The 16,124-nt window shown below is 73.0% G+C and carries 14 protein-coding genes; 7 read left to right on the forward strand and 7 right to left on the reverse strand.

What is annotated here, in order from left to right:
- Positions 1-15 precede the first annotated feature (15 nt).
- A complete protein-coding gene (locus AAG589_RS20180; RefSeq protein ID WP_430569082.1) occupies positions 16-1,617 on the reverse strand; it encodes a M20/M25/M40 family metallo-hydrolase in 1,602 nt (533 codons plus the stop codon).
- Positions 1,618-1,774: 157 nt separating this feature from the next.
- A complete protein-coding gene (gene rlmC / locus AAG589_RS20185) occupies positions 1,775-3,043 on the reverse strand; it encodes a 23S rRNA (uracil(747)-C(5))-methyltransferase RlmC (protein WP_430569083.1) in 1,269 nt (422 codons plus the stop codon).
- 107 nt (positions 3,044-3,150) lie between these two features.
- Here rlmC and AAG589_RS20190 point away from each other — a divergent pair, with 107 nt between their 5' ends.
- From AAG589_RS20190 to AAG589_RS20205, 4 genes are all read left to right on the forward strand, one after another.
- The gene (locus AAG589_RS20190; RefSeq protein ID WP_430569084.1) at positions 3,151-4,758 is read left to right on the forward strand and encodes an MFS transporter; all 1,608 of its coding nucleotides are present in this window, start codon (positions 3,151-3,153) and stop codon (positions 4,756-4,758) included.
- A gap of 23 nt (positions 4,759-4,781) precedes the next feature.
- Positions 4,782-6,395 (forward strand): amidohydrolase, encoded by a 1,614-nt coding sequence (locus AAG589_RS20195; RefSeq protein ID WP_430569085.1) that lies wholly within the window; start codon positions 4,782-4,784, stop codon positions 6,393-6,395.
- Entirely contained in the window at positions 6,392-7,954 is a 1,563-nt protein-coding gene (locus tag AAG589_RS20200; protein ID WP_430569086.1) for an MFS transporter, read from the forward strand. The genes AAG589_RS20195 and AAG589_RS20200 overlap by 4 nt, the downstream gene beginning before the upstream one ends.
- A gap of 95 nt (positions 7,955-8,049) precedes the next feature.
- Positions 8,050-8,589, forward strand: a complete 540-nt coding sequence (locus tag AAG589_RS20205; protein WP_430569087.1) for a hypothetical protein — start codon at positions 8,050-8,052, stop codon at positions 8,587-8,589.
- A gap of 4 nt (positions 8,590-8,593) precedes the next feature.
- On the opposite strand, the gene AAG589_RS20210 is transcribed toward AAG589_RS20205, so the two are convergent.
- The 3 genes from AAG589_RS20210 to AAG589_RS20220 form a co-directional block, all read right to left on the reverse strand.
- Entirely contained in the window at positions 8,594-9,007 is a 414-nt protein-coding gene (locus AAG589_RS20210; RefSeq protein WP_430569088.1) for a VOC family protein, read from the reverse strand.
- Entirely contained in the window at positions 9,004-9,627 is a 624-nt protein-coding gene (locus AAG589_RS20215; protein WP_430569089.1) for a DinB family protein, read from the reverse strand. Before AAG589_RS20215 ends, AAG589_RS20210 begins: the two co-directional genes overlap by 4 nt.
- 171 nt (positions 9,628-9,798) lie before the next feature.
- Positions 9,799-11,625 (reverse strand): SpoIIE family protein phosphatase, encoded by a 1,827-nt coding sequence (locus AAG589_RS20220; protein ID WP_430569090.1) that lies wholly within the window; start codon positions 11,623-11,625, stop codon positions 9,799-9,801.
- Between the two features lie 45 nt (positions 11,626-11,670).
- Here AAG589_RS20220 and AAG589_RS20225 point away from each other — a divergent pair, with 45 nt between their 5' ends.
- Entirely contained in the window at positions 11,671-12,507 is an 837-nt protein-coding gene (locus AAG589_RS20225; RefSeq protein WP_430569091.1) for a CPBP family intramembrane glutamic endopeptidase, read from the forward strand.
- Here AAG589_RS20225 and AAG589_RS20230 read toward each other — a convergent pair.
- Entirely contained in the window at positions 12,494-12,754 is a 261-nt protein-coding gene (locus AAG589_RS20230) for a hypothetical protein (protein ID WP_430569092.1), read from the reverse strand. The two genes, AAG589_RS20225 and AAG589_RS20230, sit on opposite strands and share 14 nt — an antisense overlap.
- Before the next feature lie 172 nt (positions 12,755-12,926).
- On the opposite strand from AAG589_RS20230, the gene AAG589_RS20235 reads away from it, so the two are divergent.
- A complete protein-coding gene (locus tag AAG589_RS20235) occupies positions 12,927-13,805 on the forward strand; it encodes a LysR family transcriptional regulator (protein WP_430569093.1) in 879 nt (292 codons plus the stop codon).
- Between the two features lie 13 nt (positions 13,806-13,818).
- On the opposite strand, the gene AAG589_RS20240 is transcribed toward AAG589_RS20235, so the two are convergent.
- Entirely contained in the window at positions 13,819-14,541 is a 723-nt protein-coding gene (locus AAG589_RS20240; RefSeq protein WP_430569094.1) for a DUF305 domain-containing protein, read from the reverse strand.
- 142 nt (positions 14,542-14,683) lie between these two features.
- Here AAG589_RS20240 and AAG589_RS20245 point away from each other — a divergent pair, with 142 nt between their 5' ends.
- Positions 14,684-16,084: an LVIVD repeat-containing protein gene (locus AAG589_RS20245; protein WP_430569095.1), complete on the forward strand. Its 1,401-nt coding sequence runs from the start codon at positions 14,684-14,686 to the stop codon at positions 16,082-16,084.
- Positions 16,085-16,124 lie beyond the last annotated feature (40 nt).

Here is a 16,124-nt window from a genome sequence, read left to right on the forward strand (position 1 = left end):
CGGGACCAGCACTGATCAGCGCGCGTCGAAGCCGTGCGCGCCCTTGCCGTGGCCGTGGCCGCCGCCGTGGCCGTGGCCGCCGCCGTGACCGTGACCGCCGCCGTGGCCCGGTCGCCCGGGCTCGACGCCGTTGACGGCCTCGGTGCTCCACGCCAGCTGCTGCGCGGCGTGCCCGATCGCCCGGGACATGATGTCCAGCGCCTCGAGGCTGACGTTCGACAGGTCGTCGCCGGCGGAGTGGTAGTTCTGGTCGAGCGTCTCCCCGGCGACGCCGCCGAAGACGGCGGCCTCCTCGTCGGTCTTGATCGCGTCCGCGCCGGTGAACAGGCCGGAGGCCGGCACGCCGTTGCTGATGAACGCGTCGTAGTCGGACCGGCCGGAGAACTCCGAGTCCACCCACGGCTGCTCGATGCCGTCGAAGTAGTCGGTGAAGACGGCCTCCGTGGCCACGGACCCCTCGGGCACGGTGACGGGCGCGGGGAACGTCGACTCGTCCGCGTCGTACACGCCGATCGTGTAGTTCGGCGAGCCCACCATGTCGAAGTTGAGGTAGGTCGCGATGTCGTCCAGCGCCTCGGGGTCGTTCGCCACGAGGTCGTCGACGTAGTGCGTGGAGCCGACGAGCCCGAGCTCCTCGGCGCCCCACCACGCGAACCGGACGGCGTTGTTGAGCTTGGCGCTCTTCTTGTTCAGCTGGACGGCGGTCTCCAGAATCGCGGCCGAGCCGGTGCCGTTGTCGTTGATGCCCGGGCCCTCCGGCACGCTGTCGAGGTGCGCGCCCAGCATGACGACGTTGTCGTGCCGCCCGCGCGTCGTCTCGGCGACGACGTTGAAGGTCTCGGCGGTGCCGATCTCGGCCTGCAGGTCGAACGACACCTGCAGCGCGGGGTCGGCCCCCAGCGCGGCGACGATCGCCTCGCCCTCCGCCTGCGTGACGCCGACGGTGGGCGCGTAGCCGTCGTTGCGCTCGCCGAGCGTGCCGTTGAGCGCGCCGGCCTCGTTGTTGTAGATGATGAGCCCGGCCGCCCCGGCCTCGCCCGCGGCGAGCGCCTTCGCGCCGAACGCGCACGACCCGCGCTGCACGACGGCGATCTTGCCGGTCGCGTCGACGCCGGCCCACGAGTCGTCGTGCGGCGCCTCCGGGTCGTCGCTGGCCGGGCAGCCGTCCGCGACGGCGGGCTGCACCGCGGCCGCGGTGACGCCGTCGTCGGGCGTCGAGGTGGAGTAGGTCATCGGCACCGGGGTGATGTCGACGCCGGGGACGGTGACCGACAGGTCGAGCACGTCGAACGTGTCGGCCTCGAAGTACTGCCGCTCCGGCTGGTAGCCGGCCTGGCGCAAGGTCCTCTCGACGTACCGCGCCGACGCCTCGTAGCCAGGGCTGCCGGCGGCGCGGTTGCCGCCGTTCTCGTCGGCGATCTCCTGGAACGCCTCCAGGTGGCGGAACACCCGCTCGCCGGTGACCTTCTTCGACAGGTCCGGGCCGGGCACGTGGGTGCCGTGCCGGCCGGTGGCGACGGCGGGTGCCGCCGTCGCCGTGGGGGTGAGGGACGCCGCGACGACGAGCCCGGCGAGGGCTGTGGTCGCGACGACCGCGGGGAACTTTCGAACTCTCACGGTCGACCTCCAGATGGGTGACTCGGCGGGGCCCCGGGAGGGCCCGCGACGCACCACGCGACGCTGCGGGGTGCGGTTGGCGCGAGCGTAGGCCCCAGCGCACGTTCAGGAAACCCCTGCCGCCGTGGGTTGAGCGGCTGTGCGGGTTTCGACAAGCTCAACCAGCGAGGGTGCGCTCCAGCAGCACCAGCACCTCGTAGTGGCTGGTCTGCGGGAACATGTCGAGCAGCCGGGCGCGGGTCGGCCGCAGCGACGGCATGCGGGCGAGGTCCTCGGCGAGCGTCACGGCGTTGCAGCTGGAGTAGAGCACGTGCCGGGCTCCGGACTCCTCGAGCAGCCGGGACAGGTCGGCGCCGATGCCGCGCCGCGGCGGGTTGACGATCACCAGCTCGGGGGCGGCGCCGTCGCGCGCGGACCCGAGCACGAACTCGGTCGCGTCGCCGGCGGCGAAGCGGACGTCGGCCACGGCGTCGGCCCACCAGGCGGCGTCGCGGCCGCCGACGACAACGTCCGCGGGCAGGTGGGCGAGCTCGTCCCGGGTCACCCCGGCGCTGGCGATGGCCTCCGCGGAGATCTCGATGCCGGTGACGGCGCGGCCGGGGGCGGCGCAGTGCAGGGCGAAGCCGCCGACGCCGCAGTACAGGTCCCACAGGGAGGCGGGCGCCGCCTCGTCCACCCACTCCCGGGCCTGCGCGTACAGGGCGGTGGCGACGGCGGTGTTGGTCTGGAAGAAGCTCTGCGGCCGCAGGTGGAGGGTGACGCCGTCGAGCCGCATCGGCAGCGACTGCCGGTCGGTGAGCACGATCTCCTGCTCGCCCTCGAGCACGGCGGCGTGGGCGGGCTGCACGTTGACGCTGACCACCGCGACCTGCGGCAGCGCCTCGAGCAGCCACGGCAGGTGCTTGCGCAGGCGCGCGACGGGCTCCTGGCTGCGCAGCACGAACCGCACCATGAGCTCGCCGTCCGCGGACAGCGTGACCAGCACGTGCTTGAGCTCGCCCCGCCACGCCGACTCGCGCGGCGTCTCGCGGCGCCGCGCCCCGCGCGACGGCGACGTCGCGTCGTAGGGCTGCAGCCGCGCCCGCGTGATCAGCTCGGCCAGGACGGGGAACGACTCCTGCAGCGCGGGCGGGTACAGGCCGCAGTCGGTGAGGTCGATGCCCTGTCCCGCGAACGGGCCGGCCGCCGACCCGAGGATGCCGAGCACCGGCTCCTCGACCGTGCCGCTGACCACCATCTTCGCCTTGTTGCGGAACGCGGACTCCGGGCCGGTGACGGCGGGGAGCCAGTCGATGCGGGCCTCGGGGACGGCGGAGCCGAGCAGCGCCCGCACGTGCGCCACCTTCTCGTCCACCTGCGTGGGGTACGGCGTCGCGAGGAGGGTGCACGAGTGGCAGCGGCCGGCGTCGAAGTGGGGGCACTGCACGCGTCCATTGTCCCCCGGGCGCCGTCCGCTTCCTGATGCGCCGCCCGCGGGCCGACCGTACGTTGTGCTCGGGCCGGGTTTCGGGCCACCGGACGGGGAGGCCAGGCATGTCGACGCAGGTCGTAGGGCACATGAAGGGCACGACGGCGGCGCTAGTGGCGCTCACCGCGGCGTCCTGCCTCCAGGTGGTCGACCCGACCGCGAACAACATCGCCATCGTCGGCGCGAGCGTCGACCTGGGGATGTCGAGCTCGTCGCGCGCGTTCGCGGCCAGCGTCGGCACGCTGTCGCTCGCGGCCTTCATCCTCACGACCGGCGCCCTGGGCGACCGGCTGGGGCGCCGGCGCATCATGCTGCTCGGCCTCCTGACCGCCATCGCGGGCGGCATCATCACGGCGATCGCCCCCACCACGGCGGTCTTCATGCTGGGGCGCGGCATCACGGGCATCGGCATCGCGGCGTCGTTCGGGCTGAGCTTCGCGCTGCTGCGGGAGGTGGCGCCGGACGCCATCCCCAAGGCCGTCGCGTTCTGGCTCGCGGGGCAGACCGCCGCGGCGCTGGTGCTGGGCGTCGTCGCGGGCTGGATGGCGGGCTTCGGGTGGCGGTTCGGCTACCTGACGATGCCGATCGTCGCCGTCGTCGCCTTCCTCATGTGCATGCGCGGCCTGCCGGAGGCGAAGGCGGACACGGTCGGCGCGTTCGACTACGTCGGCCTCGGGTCGGTCGCGGTCGCGCTCATCGGGCTCATCTACGGCCTGTCCAACGCGGCGAGCTACGGCTGGGGCTCGGCCCAGGTGCTGGTGCCGGTGCTGGTCGGCGTCGTGTTCATGGTGGTCTTCATCTGGTGGGAGAACCGCGTCGAGGCCCCGGCGTTCCCGGTCAAGCTGTTCAAGGACCCCGAGCTCGCGGGCTCCGTCGCCGTCGGCTTCTCGTTCAACATGTGGCAGGCCGTGGTGATGATCCAGCTGTCCATGCTGTGGCAGTACGTGTACCAGTACACGCCGCTCCAGGTGAGCCTCGGGCAGCTGCCCATGAGCCTCGCGATGGTGGTCGGGGCCGTGATCGCGGGCCGGCTGCTGTCGCGCGGCATCCCGGCCTCGCTCAACCTGATCATCGGCCACGTGCTGCTCATCGGGACGATGGTGCTGTTCGGGTTCTCCACGACCACGTCGCCGTACGTGTTCTTCGCGATCCCGATGATCGTGGGCGGCTTCGCTCGCATGCTCAACGAGACCACGATGGGCCAGTTCTTCGTGGCCAAGCCGCCGCCCGCGCTGACGGGTGCGATGGCGTCGTCCAAGACCGCCATCGGGCAGACCAGCTTCGCGCTCGGCACCGCCCTGTCGTCCACGTTCCTGTTCGGGCAGTACGGCCGCGGCATCGCCGAGGCGTTCGCCGACGCCAACGTGGAACCGGCGCAGCAGGGCCAGTACACCGGCATGATCCAGCAGTACATCTCCGGCGGGGACCTGTCCGACTACGACCCCGCCCTCGTGCAGAAGGTGATCGACCAGGCGTCCGAGGTCTTCCTCAGCTCCTTCAACGGGACGATGTTCATCATCGCGGGCTTCCTGGCGTTCTTCGCGATCATCTCCACGCTGTTCTTCGCCAAGGCGAACCGTGACCGCAAGGCCGGCCGGCTCGTCGACGGCCCGCTGACCCTCGACGGCCGCCCCGCCGCGCTCGCCGGCGGCGACGCGCCGTCGGCGGGCTGACCCTCCGAGCCGCAGGAGATCGCATGACCACCCCGGACCTCATCCTCACGAACGCCACCGTCCTCACGGTCGACGACGCGGACACCGTCGCGGAGGCGGTCGCCGTCACGAACGGCACGATCACGGCCGTCGGCACGGCCACGGACGTCGGCGCGCTCGCCGGGCCGGGCACCGAGGTGCTCGACCTCGAGGGGCGGACGGTCGTCCCCGGCTTCGTGGACGCGCACAGCCACGTCTCGATGGGGGCGCCGTTCGTCAAGCACGCCGCGCTGGCGCCCCCGCCCGTCGGGGACACGCGGACCGTGGGCGACGTGCTCCGCAAGCTGCACGAGGCCGCCGACCGCAACCGCCCCGCGCCGGGCGACTGGGTCATCGGCTGGGGCTACTACCCGGACTCGATGGACGACGGCGGCGAGCTCACCGCCGAGATCCTGGACCGCGAGTTCCCCGACCACCGTGTCGCCGTCGTGCACGTGTCGGCCCACGGCGGGGTCGTGAGCACGCGCGTGCTCGAGGAGCACGGCTACGTGCCGGGCGTCGCGGACCCCGACGGCGGCACGATCGTGCGCGTCCCCGGCACCGACCGGCCGAACGGCGTGCTGTGGGAGGGGGCGTGGATGCCGCTCGCGTTCTCGCTCCTCGACTACGGGCGCGGGGAGTTCGACGCGATGCTCGCCGAGTACGCGCGCTGGGGCATGACGACCGTGCAGGACGGCGCCGCCACGTGGCTGCAGGTCGAGAAGGTGCGGGGCTTCGCCGCCGAGGGCGACCTGCCCGTGGACGTGCGCAGCCTCGTGATCTTCAACGAGCTCGACGAGGCGGTGGCGTCGGGCCTTGTCGACACGACGGTCGGCGGGCACACGGTGCAGGGGGTCAAGCTCATCCTTGACGGGTCGCCGCAGGGCAAGACGGCGAACGTCACGCAGGAGTACCTCACGGGCGGTCCGGGCGGTCAGGAGCACTGGCACGGCATCGCGAACATCGACCAGGACACCACCGACGCGATCGTGACGACGGCGTACCGCCACGGCGTGCAGGTGTTCGCGCACTGCAACGGCGACGGCGCCGTGGACCAGCTGCTGGCCGCGCACCGTGCGGCCAAGGCTGCCGGGGCCACGCCTCCCGGGCGCACGATCCCCATCCACTCGCAGGTGATGCGCCTCGACCAGCTGGACGACTACGTGGCCGAGGGGTTCGAGCCGTCGATGTTCACCGTGCACACCCTGCTGTTCGGGGACACGCACGTCGCCAACTTCGGCGAGGAGCGGGCGTTCGGCATCTCGCCCATGCGCTCCGCGATCGACAAGGGTCTGCGCCCCTCCAACCACTCCGACTACCCGGTCACGCCCATCAACCCGTTGCTGCTGCTGTGGAGCTCGGTGTCCCGGACGTCGACCGGCGGGGTCGTGCTCGGCGAAGGGGAGCGGGTCACCCCGCTCGAGGGGCTGCGGGCGCTGACCATCAACGCCGCGTACGAGCACCGCACGGAGGGCGACCGCGGATCGATCGAGGTGGGCAAGCTCGGCGACCTCGTGGTGCTGAGCGACAACCCCCTCGACGTCGACGTGGACGCGATCCAGCACATCCAGGTGCTGCGCACCATCAAGCGCGGCGTCACGGTGCACGAGGCGTCGTGAGCGGACCTTCCGGCGCCGCGACGAGCGGCAGCCCCGCGGGCGGTGCGCCGTCGGGCGAGCTGCCCGACGGCGTCGCGCGGCGCCCGGGCCTGGCGATCCTCGCCCTCACGGTGGCGGGCGTCGCCCAGGCCGCCGACGTCTCCCTGCACAACACCGCGCTGGCCTCGGCCGCGGCGGAGTTCGGCATGTCGGCCACGCAGCGGTCCGTCGCCGCGTCGGCGGCGACCCTGGCCCTTGCGGCGTCGATCCTCACGGTGGGGACAGTCGGCGACCGGTTCGGGCGGCGCCTCACGCTCATGTGGTGCGCCGTCGCCCTCGTCCTCGGCGGCGTGGTGACGGCGACGGCGCCCGGCTTCGGCGTCTACCTCACGGGGCGGGTGATCACCGGCGTCGGGCTGGCGGGCACCCTCGCGCTGTCGATGGCGCTGATCCGCACGGTGGCGCCGGACCACATCCCCAGCGCCATGTCGTTGTACTTCACGGGCCAGGTCGGGTTCACGCTCCCGCTGACGATCCTCGGCGGATGGCTCATCGGGGTGGACTGGCGCCTCGGGTACGTCGTGGTGCCGGTGGTGGCCGCGGTGGCGCTGGTGCTCAACAAGCTGTTCGTTCCGCGCTCGAAGGCGGTGCACCGGCGCAAGTCGGACCCGATCGGGCTGGTGCTCGTCGCGGTCGCCCTCGTGGGGATCATCTGGGGTGTCAGCGACGCGGCGAACGGCTGGCTGACCGCGCGCGTGCTCGTGCCGGTCGTGGTCGGCGTCGTCGCGCTGGCCGGGTTCCTGTGGTGGGAGCAGCACCACGACGAGCCCGCCCTGCCCGTGCACCTGTTCAAGGACCGCAACCTGGCCGGCGCGCTCACCGCGGACGTGTCGTTCAACATGTGGCAGGCCGTCATGGTGCTGCAGCTGTCGCTGCTGTGGCAGTACGTGTACGCCTACAGCCCGCTGGACGTCACCCTGGGGCAGCTCCCGGCGTCGCTCGCCATGGTGCTCGGGGCGTTCGCCGCCGGCCGGCTCGCCGCACGCGGCCGGCGCCCGCAGACGCTGGTCCTGCTCGGCCTCGCCGGCGTCGCGCTGTCGATGTACCTGTTCGTGCTCGGCGGCGCCTCCACCCCGTACTGGGTGTTCGGCGTCTCGCTCGTGCTGGGTGGGTTCTCCCGCATGCTCACCGAGACCGCCGCGGGGGAGTTCTTCGTCGAGGTGCCGCCGCCGGACCTCGTGGGTGCCACCGTCGCCAGCAAGCCCGCCATCGGGCAGGCGTCGTTCGCGCTCGGGTCCGCGCTCAGCTCCACGCTGCTGTACGGCGGGCTGGGCCGCGGGCTGTCCGACCGGCTCGCGGAGCTCGGCCTGACGCCGACCCAGCAGGGCACCGTCGTCGGCTGGTTCTCCGACCGCGCCGTGCCCGACTGGGCGCGGGACACCGACCTGTTCGACCAGGTGGTGGCGGCCGGCCAGGACGCCTACGTGGACGCCTACCGGGTCACGATGCTGGTCTTCGCCGTCGTGTTCACGCTGCTGCTCGGGCTGGCGTGGCACTTCCTGCGCCGTCGGGCCGCCTGACGCGAGGCCCACGAGACCGGGACCAGGGACGTTGTGACGCGGCCGCGTCACGGGGGTACGATCCGGCCGCTCGTCCTCAGGAAACGGAAAACTCCATGCTTCGTCGCACCATCCGCCGCTCCGTCGCGGTGCTCCTCGGCGCCACCGTGGCGCTCGGCGCCGCCACCGTCCCGGCACAGGCCGCCACGGTCTACCCGACCAGCCTCACCCTCAACGCCAAGCCGGAGCCGGTAGCGGTCGGCGGCACGGTGACCCTCGGCGGCACGCTGAAGTACAAGAAGGCGGGCCGCTGGGTGGCGCCGTCGGCCGGCAAGTCGATCGTCGTGTGGTTCGACCCGTCGGGCGACGCGAAGCCGATCAAGATCAAGACCCTGAAGACGAACACCAAGGGCGCGTACAGCTACAAGCACTCGCAGTCGCGGTCGGGCACCTGGATCGTCAAGTACGCCGGGAAGTACAACCTCAAGGCCGACCGCGCCACCGACTACGTGCGCACCTACGTCAAGGGTCCGTGGAACTACCCGGGCAAGGACCTCGACTGCTCCGACGTCCGCAAGAAGGTGTGGGTCGGCAGCAACGACTACCACCGCCTCGACGCCGACGGCGACGGCTGGGGCTGCGACTCCTGGGGCTGAGCCCTCAGCCCACGAACAGGCAGAACGGGTGGCCGGCGGGGTCGGCGTAGACCCGCAGCGGCTCCTCCGGGTCGTCGGACCGGTCGTGCAGCAGCCGCGCGCCGAGGGCCAGGGCACGCTGGTGCTGGCGGTCCAGCTCGGCGACGTCCGGCACGGTCGCGTCGAGGTGCAGCTGCTGCGGCACGCCGTCGTCCGGCCAGGTGGACGGGGGCAGCGACGGCACCTGCTGGAACGCGAGCGGGACGCCGCCCGGGTTGCGCAGCACGAGCCAGTCCGCGCCGCGCTTGTCCGGGTGCCCCGGGGCGGGCGGCTCATCGCCGGGGCGGTAGGCGAGGCCGAACAGCTCGCGGTAGAACTCCGCGAGGCCGCGCGCGTCGGTGGTGTCCAGCACGACCTGGCGGATCGTCGGGACGCTCATCGGGCCTCCTCGGGGAAATGTTCCGCGATGCCGCGCAACGTCGCGGCGTAGGCGGCGTAGTCGAACCCACCCGCGAGGTTGTCGTTGCCGGGCCGCATGCCGACGGCGCCGTCGGCCTCCTCGCGCAGGATGTCCGCGTGCCCGGCGTGCCGGTGCAGCTCCGTCGTGACGTGCACGAGGATCTGGTGCAGCGTGACGTCCTGCTGGCCCTCGCGCCACCACCACACGTGCCCGGGCGCGTCCAGCGGCAGCTCGTCGACGGTCACGTCGGCGAACTCCCACACCCGGCGGTACAGGCCGACGATCTGCTCGACCGACTCGTCGGCGGTGGCGAAGAACTCCGCCTGCAGGGCGTCCGCGTCCGCGTCGGGGTCGTCGGCCGCTGCCAGCCACGGTGCGTCCTGCGGGCGCGGCCACGGGCGGCCGAACACGTCGCCGAAGTAGCCGATCTCCACCGTGGCCGCGTGCTTGACCAGCCCGAGCAGGTTGGTGCCGGTCGGCGTGCGGGGCATCCGCGCCTCCCGCTCCGACAGGCCCTCCACCTTCCACAGCAGCGCCTCCCGCGCCGAGCGCAGGTAGCGGTGCAGCACGGCCTTGGGCTCCGGAGGCGTCGTCGTCATGGGCACAGCCTGCCCGCGCCCTCCGACACCGCGCGCCCCCAGGCCTGAACTACCTCGCGGAGACCTGAACTACCTCGCGGGATCGTGAACTACCTCGCGGAGACCTGAACTACCTCGCGGGATCGTGAACTACCTCGCGGAGACCTGAACTACCTCGCGGGACGGCGGGGCTCAGCGCACGCGGGCGGCGAGCACGGCCACGTCGTCGCGCTGCTGCCCGTGCACCATCCGGTCGACGAGGCGCTGCGGCAGGTCCGCCGTCGGCGTCCCGTGCAGGTCCGCGAGCACGCCGCGCAGGTCGGCGGCGCGGGCGGCGAACGAGGCGGTGCGCGACTCCACGAGCCCGTCCGTGTACAGCAGCAGCGTGTCACCCGGGCCGAGCTCGGCGGCATGGTCGCGGCGCGGGACGGACGGGTCGACGCCGAGCATGAGGTCCGGTCGGCCGGCCAGCTCGTGCACGGCGCCGTCGGCGCGCAGCACGACCGGCCGCGGGTGGCCGGCGCTCGCCCACCACAGCCGGCACCGGTCGTCGCCGGCGCCGGGCTCGCCGCGGCCCGTGCGGTCCAGGCGGGCGACGACGGCGGTGCCGCTGGCGGTCAGCCCGAGGCCGCGGTTGGCGCGGTCCAGCTCGCGCAGGAGGCGCGCGGGCGGCGCGTCCTGGCACCAGGTGAGGGTGCGGAGCATGGCCCGCAGCTGACCCATGCGGGCGGCGGCCTGCATGTCGTGGCCGGTGACGTCGCCGATCATCAGCACGGTCGACCGCGCGTCGAGCTCGACCGCGTCGTACCAGTCGCCGCCCACCTTGTCGGTGCGGGTCGCCGACGCGTATGTGGACGCCAGCTCGAGGTACGGCACCTGCGGCAGATCCGTGAGCATCGCGGCCTGCAGGGTGGTCGCCACGCGGTGCCGGTCCTCCAGCACCCGGATCCGTACCAGGGCCTGGGCGACGCAGGACGCGAGGGTGGCGGCCGTGCGCCGGCTCTCGTCGTCGTGCTCGTGCGGGCCGCGCCACAGCAGCACCACGACGCCGAGCAGCCGGTCGTCCACGACCATCGGCACCAGCGCGAGACCGCCGAGGGACGGGTCGATCCACGGCTCCCAGGTGGGCTGGTCGCGCAGGGCGGCCGTGCCGTCCCGGTAGAACGCCGGCCGGCGGGCGCGGGCGACGGACGCCACCGCAGGGTCGTCGAACCGCCAGTGCCGCGGCAGGTACGGGTAGGCGCCGTCGCGCTCCACGAGGGTGAGGCCGGACCCGCCGGGCTCGGCCAGCGCCAGCGCGGCCCAGACGGTGCCGAGCCCGGGGCCGGACGCCCGCAGCGCGTCCACGATCTCGTCGAGGGTGGTCGCGGCGGCGAACCGGTCGGTGAGGTCCAGCAGCATGCGGGTGCGCCGGGTGGCGTGCACCGCGACCTGCTGGATGCGGTGGGCGCGCTGCCGCTCCAGGCGCAGGCGCAGCTCGGCGGTGCAGGCGGCGGCCAGGTCCGACAGGGTGGCGAGGTCGCTGGCGCTCCACGCGTGCGGCCGGGTGTCCAGGGCGCACACCGTGCCGACGGCCGTGCCGTGCCGGTCGAAGATCGGGAACCCCGCGTACGACCCCATGCCCAGCTCGGTGACGGTCTCCCGGCTCGCGAACCGCGGGTCGGCGCGCAGGTCCTCGACGACCAGCGGCCCGCCGGACCGGATCGTCTCCCCGCACAGCGGCTCGGACAGCGTGGTGCGCCGCGTGGCCTGGTACGGGTCGGGCAGCCCGAGCGCGCCGGGGTACACCTGCGCGTCCGGGAGCACGAGCGTGACGAGCGCGGTGGGGACGTCGAGCTGGCGCTGCACCAGCCGGGCGAAGCGGTCGAACGACTCGTCCGCGACCGGCCGGGCGAGCCCGGCCGCGACCAGCGCCTGCACCGCCGTCGCCGCCGGCGCGAGAGGCGAGCCGTCGACGGGCCGTGAGGTCGTCGGGCGCGCACCCCCGTCACGGTTGTGCGCTCCGCGACCCGCGACCATGCCCCGGATTCTCCCACGCAGGCCGCCGGATATCCTCGCCACACGATGGACGTCACCCGCCGTGTCCCCGCCGCGCTGCCGCGGCTCCTGGCCGCCGCCCTCGTGTCCGCGTCGGCGGTGCTGCTGTTCGCGGTGCACGTGCGGCCCCTCGCCTACGTGCCGCTCGTGGCCGGCGTCGCGCTCGGCCTGGCCGTCGACCGGCGGCTCGGCCGCGACCTCGCGCTGATCGCCCTGGCGCTCGGCATCATCTCCACGATCTCGCTCGAGGCCGACCTGTCCGACGCCGGGATGGCGCGGTTCGCCGTCGTGCTGTCCCTCGCCGTGCTGGTGCCGTGGGCGGCGTCCCGGTTCTGGTTCCGCGACGTCGGCGCCGACGGCGGACCCGGTGCGGTGCGGTTCCCCGTCGCCACCGGCCGGCGCTGGTCGCGCGGGCAGTACGTCTACCTCGTCGTCGTGGTGGCGGTGGGTTACCTCGTCCTGCCCTGGTACTTCCTGGGCTCGGGCGCCTACCTCAACTGGCCCCCGCTGGAGGGCGGGCAGGACGTCGCGCGGCTGTTCGTCGGCGTCAACGCCGTCGGCATCTGGGACGAGCTGTTCTTCGTGTGCACCGTGTTCGCCCTGCTGCGCCGGCACTTCGGGCTGTGGACGGCGAACGTGCTCCAGGCCGCGATCTTCGTGTCGTTCCTGTGGGAGCTCGGCTACCGCGAGTGGGGGCCGCTGCTCACCGTGCCGTTCGCCCTGGTGCAGGGCTGGATCTTCAGCCGCTACAAGAGCCTCACCTACGTGGTGGCGGTGCATCTGCTGTTCGACCTCGTCGTCTTCGCGGTGCTGGTGCACGGCCACCACCCCGAGCTCTTCGACGTCTTCGTCACCGCGCCGTGACCTCGTCGGCCGGGTCGGGGTCCTCGCCGCCGGTCACCTCGGCGACGGCGGCGAGGACGACGGAGTGCGCGGTCGTCTCGGCGTGGCGCGGCGCGGGCGCTGCGGCGGTGCGGTGACGCCGCCGGACCGACGCCGGCGGCAGGCGGCGCGCCGGGGCGGGGCGGTGGAGCGGGCGCACGTGGCGGCCCGGTCCGCCGTCCACCCGGGCGCGTGAGGAACCGTGCTCGGCGACGAAGGGTGGGCGCATGGGGTCCTGGTCCTCCTGGGTGTGGTGCGGTCGATCCGACCCTTGCGGGCGATCCCAGGCTCGCCGCGCCCCCGGCACGGATCAACGGCTGCTCCGGTTACGCTCGTTCACCGCCGGGTCAACGATCGTCGGCGCTGAGGACGGGGCACGACGGCGAGAGGTGCGACGGGGCGTGGAGCTGCGCGAGATCGAGATCTTCCTGACCCTCGCGGAGGAGCTGCACTTCGGCCGGACGGCGGAGCGGCTGCACGTGTCCGTGTCCCGCGTGAGCCAGTCCATCCGCAAGCAGGAGCGCGCCGTCGGGGCGCCGCTGTTCGAGCGCACCAGCCGGAAGGTCGAGCTCACCGCCGTGGGGGAGGTGCTGCGCGCCGGGCTCCGACCCGCCTACGAGGGCATCGGGTCGGCCGTCGCCGCCGCGTCGGCCGCGGCGCGGCGCCTGTCCGGCACCCTGGTGCTCGGCTTCATGGGCGCGCAGGCGCACGAGCTGGAGCCCGTCCTCGACCGGTTCCGGGCCCGGCACCCCGACGCCGACCTGCGCCTCCACGAGGTCGTCTTCAGCGACCCCTTCGACGCGCTGCGCCGCGGCGAGGTCGACCTCCTGACCACCTGGCTGCCCGTCGGCGAGCCCGACCTCACGGTCGGCCCGGTGCTGCGGTCCGAGCCGCTGCGGCTCATGGTCGCGACCGACCACCCGCTCGCCGTGGCGGGGCGGGCGGACGTCGAGGCGCTGGCGGACCACGCCGTGCCGGCGATCCGGGGTTCCGCGCCGCCGTCCTGGCTGGCCGGCGTCCTGCCCTGGAGCACGCCCTCCGGGCGGGAGATCCCGCGGGGGCCGGGCGCCGCCACCTACACGGAGATCCTCGCCCTCGTGGCCGCCGGGACGGTGGTCTGCCCCGTGCCCGACGAGGGGCGTCGCTACTACCCGTGGCCGGGCGTCACCTACGTGCCGCTCGACGGCGCGCCCGCGGTGCGCTGGGCGCTCGTGTGGCGCTCGTCCGGCGTCACCCCGCTGCTGCGGGCCTTCGTGGCCGAGGTGGGCCGCGGCGTGTGAACGGGTCGAGCCGTCACAGCTCGTCGAGCAGCCGTGACATCCGGTCGATCTCCGCGATCTGGTCCGCCGCCACGTTCCCCGAGAACTCCTGGACCGTCTCGTCGCGCCCGGCGGAGCTGACGTCCTCGACCATCTCCAGCGCGCCGGCGTGGTGCTTGATCATGCCCTCGAGGAACAGCCGGTCGAACTCGGTGCCCTCGGCGTCCGCCAGGGCCGCCATCTCGGCGTCGGTCAGCATGCCGGGCATGGCGTCGTGGTCGTGGGCCTCCGGGGCGCGCGGCCCGCTCCCGTCCGACGGCGCCGCGGACGGCGAGGCCACCGCGGGCACCGGCAGGTCGTGGTCCGCCAGCCAGCGGCCCATGTAGTCGATCTCGCCCTCCTGGGTCAGGCGGATGCGCTCGGCGAACTTGGCGATCGGCTGCGACGCCGACCGGTCGGGCACCAGCCGCGCCATGTCCACGGCCTGGGCGTGGTGGCCGATCATCCGGGTCATGAAGTCGGCGTCCGCGTCGGTGACCACGGCGGCGTCTCCCATGCCCTCGTAGTCGTCGGGAGCGATCGTCCGGGCGGGCTCGCCCGGCTTCCCCGGCGCGAGCACGGCCGACGACGGCGTCGGGGCGGCCTCGGGTTCGTCGGCGGTGCACGCGGCGGCGGCGAGCCCCACGGCGAGCGCGACCGCGCCGGTCAGGACGGCGCGGCGGCCGCCGGTGCGGCGGATCTGGGGGCCTGTGGTCACCGGACGATCCTCTCCTGGGGAATGTTGCCTTCGCGTAAAAAGATGTCCGCCCACCTGGTTGGGAGCATGCTTCCAGGCAACACTCAGTGTGACCTACCAAGGAGGTGTGGCGCCTGTGCGTCGTTCAACCCCGAGATCACGGATGAGAAGTGCACGGGCGAGGGGCGTCGCCGGCGCCGCCCTCTCGCTGGCCCTGACAGCAGGGGTGCTGGGGCTCGCGGCCCCGGCGTCCGCGTCCGACGTGCTGGAGCCCGACGTCCCACCGGGTGAGGTGGCGTCGTCGAACATCGAGCACCTCAGCAACAACCCGAAGAACGGCGCCCTGCAGGGCACCGGCTCGGACATCGCGTTCCAGGGCAAGTACGCCTTCGCGGGCAACTACGACGGGTTCACCGTCTACGACCTGTCCGACCCGGAGGCGCCCGTCCAGGCGCTCCAGGTGTACTGCCCCGGCTCGCAGAACGACGTCTCCGTCTACGGCGACGTCCTGGTGCTCTCCACCGACTCGTCGCGCAGCGACGACTCGTGCGCCTCGACGACCCGACCGGCGACCGAGAAGGACGCCTGGGAGGGCATCAAGGTCTGGGACATCTCCGACCCGCTCGCGCCGGAGTACGTGAAGTCCGTCGAGACGGCGTGCGGCTCCCACACCCACTCGCTGGCGCCGTCCAAGAACGGCAAGGACCTGTACGTCTACGTCTCGTCGTACAGCCCGAGCTCGTCCTACCCGGACTGCCAGCCGCCGCACGACATCATCTCGATCGTGAAGGTCCCGGTGAAGAACCCCGCGGCTGCCAGGCTCGTCGGCACGCCGAACCTCTTCCCGGAGGGCGGCTACGCGGGCGACCCGGACCGCAGCGCCTCGGCGACGTCCGGCTGCCACGACATCACCACGTACGCGAAGTACGACCTCGCCGCGGGCGCGTGCATGGGCGACGGCATCCTCATGGACATCAAGGACCGCGCCCACCCGAAGGTGATCAGCACGGTCCGCGACACCGAGAACTTCGCGTTCTGGCACTCGGCCACGTTCAACAACGACGCGACCAAGGTCGTCTTCACCGACGAGCTCGGCGGCGGCGGGCTGGCCACCTGCACCGGCGAGTACGCCCCGGAGCTGGGCGCCAACGGCATCTACGACATCGAGCGGGGCAAGAAGAAGGGCGGCAAGCACGAGACGAAGCTCGTGTTCCAGAGCTACTACAAGATCCCGCGCATCAACGACGCCTCCGAGAACTGCGTGGCCCACAACGGCTCGCTGATCCCGGTCAAGGGCAAGGACCTCATGGTCCAGTCCTGGTACCAGGGCGGCGTCTCCGTGCTCGACTTCACCGACTCGTCGAACCCGACCGAGGTCGCCTGGTTCGACCGCGGCGCCGGCGTCTCCAGCGGCGGCACCTGGTCGACCTACTGGTACAACGGCTACGCCTACTCGAACGACCTCGGGATCGGCTTCGACACCTTCGAGATCGACGACGCGATCGACGGGAAGGCCAAGACCAACCTCAAGTCGCTGAACCCGCAGATGCAGGAGAAGTTCTGACTCGCTGAGCCCGGCCGGCAGCAGGCCGGAGAGCGTCACG

Origin of the sequence: Isoptericola sp. F-RaC21, from assembly GCF_038593535.1 — a bacterium.
In the GTDB taxonomy this organism is placed as follows: Bacteria; Actinomycetota; Actinomycetes; order Actinomycetales; family Cellulomonadaceae; genus Isoptericola.

Excerpts from the sequence above, each read along its gene's own strand:
- AAG589_RS20190 (WP_430569084.1), top strand. The coding sequence starts at position 3,151 with ATGTCGACGCAGGTCGTAGGGCACATGAAGGGCACGACGGCGGCGCTA.
- AAG589_RS20195 (WP_430569085.1), top strand. The coding sequence starts at position 4,782 with ATGACCACCCCGGACCTCATCCTCACGAACGCCACCGTCCTCACGGTC.
- AAG589_RS20205 (WP_430569087.1), top strand. The coding sequence starts at position 8,050 with ATGCTTCGTCGCACCATCCGCCGCTCCGTCGCGGTGCTCCTCGGCGCC.
- AAG589_RS20210 (WP_430569088.1), bottom strand. The coding sequence starts at position 9,007 with ATGAGCGTCCCGACGATCCGCCAGGTCGTGCTGGACACCACCGACGCG.
- AAG589_RS20215 (WP_430569089.1), bottom strand. The coding sequence starts at position 9,627 with ATGACGACGACGCCTCCGGAGCCCAAGGCCGTGCTGCACCGCTACCTG.
- AAG589_RS20220 (WP_430569090.1), bottom strand. The coding sequence starts at position 11,625 with ATGGTCGCGGGTCGCGGAGCGCACAACCGTGACGGGGGTGCGCGCCCG.
- AAG589_RS20225 (WP_430569091.1), top strand. The coding sequence starts at position 11,671 with ATGGACGTCACCCGCCGTGTCCCCGCCGCGCTGCCGCGGCTCCTGGCC.
- AAG589_RS20230 (WP_430569092.1), bottom strand. The coding sequence starts at position 12,754 with ATGCGCCCACCCTTCGTCGCCGAGCACGGTTCCTCACGCGCCCGGGTG.
- AAG589_RS20245 (WP_430569095.1), top strand. The coding sequence starts at position 14,684 with ATGAGAAGTGCACGGGCGAGGGGCGTCGCCGGCGCCGCCCTCTCGCTG.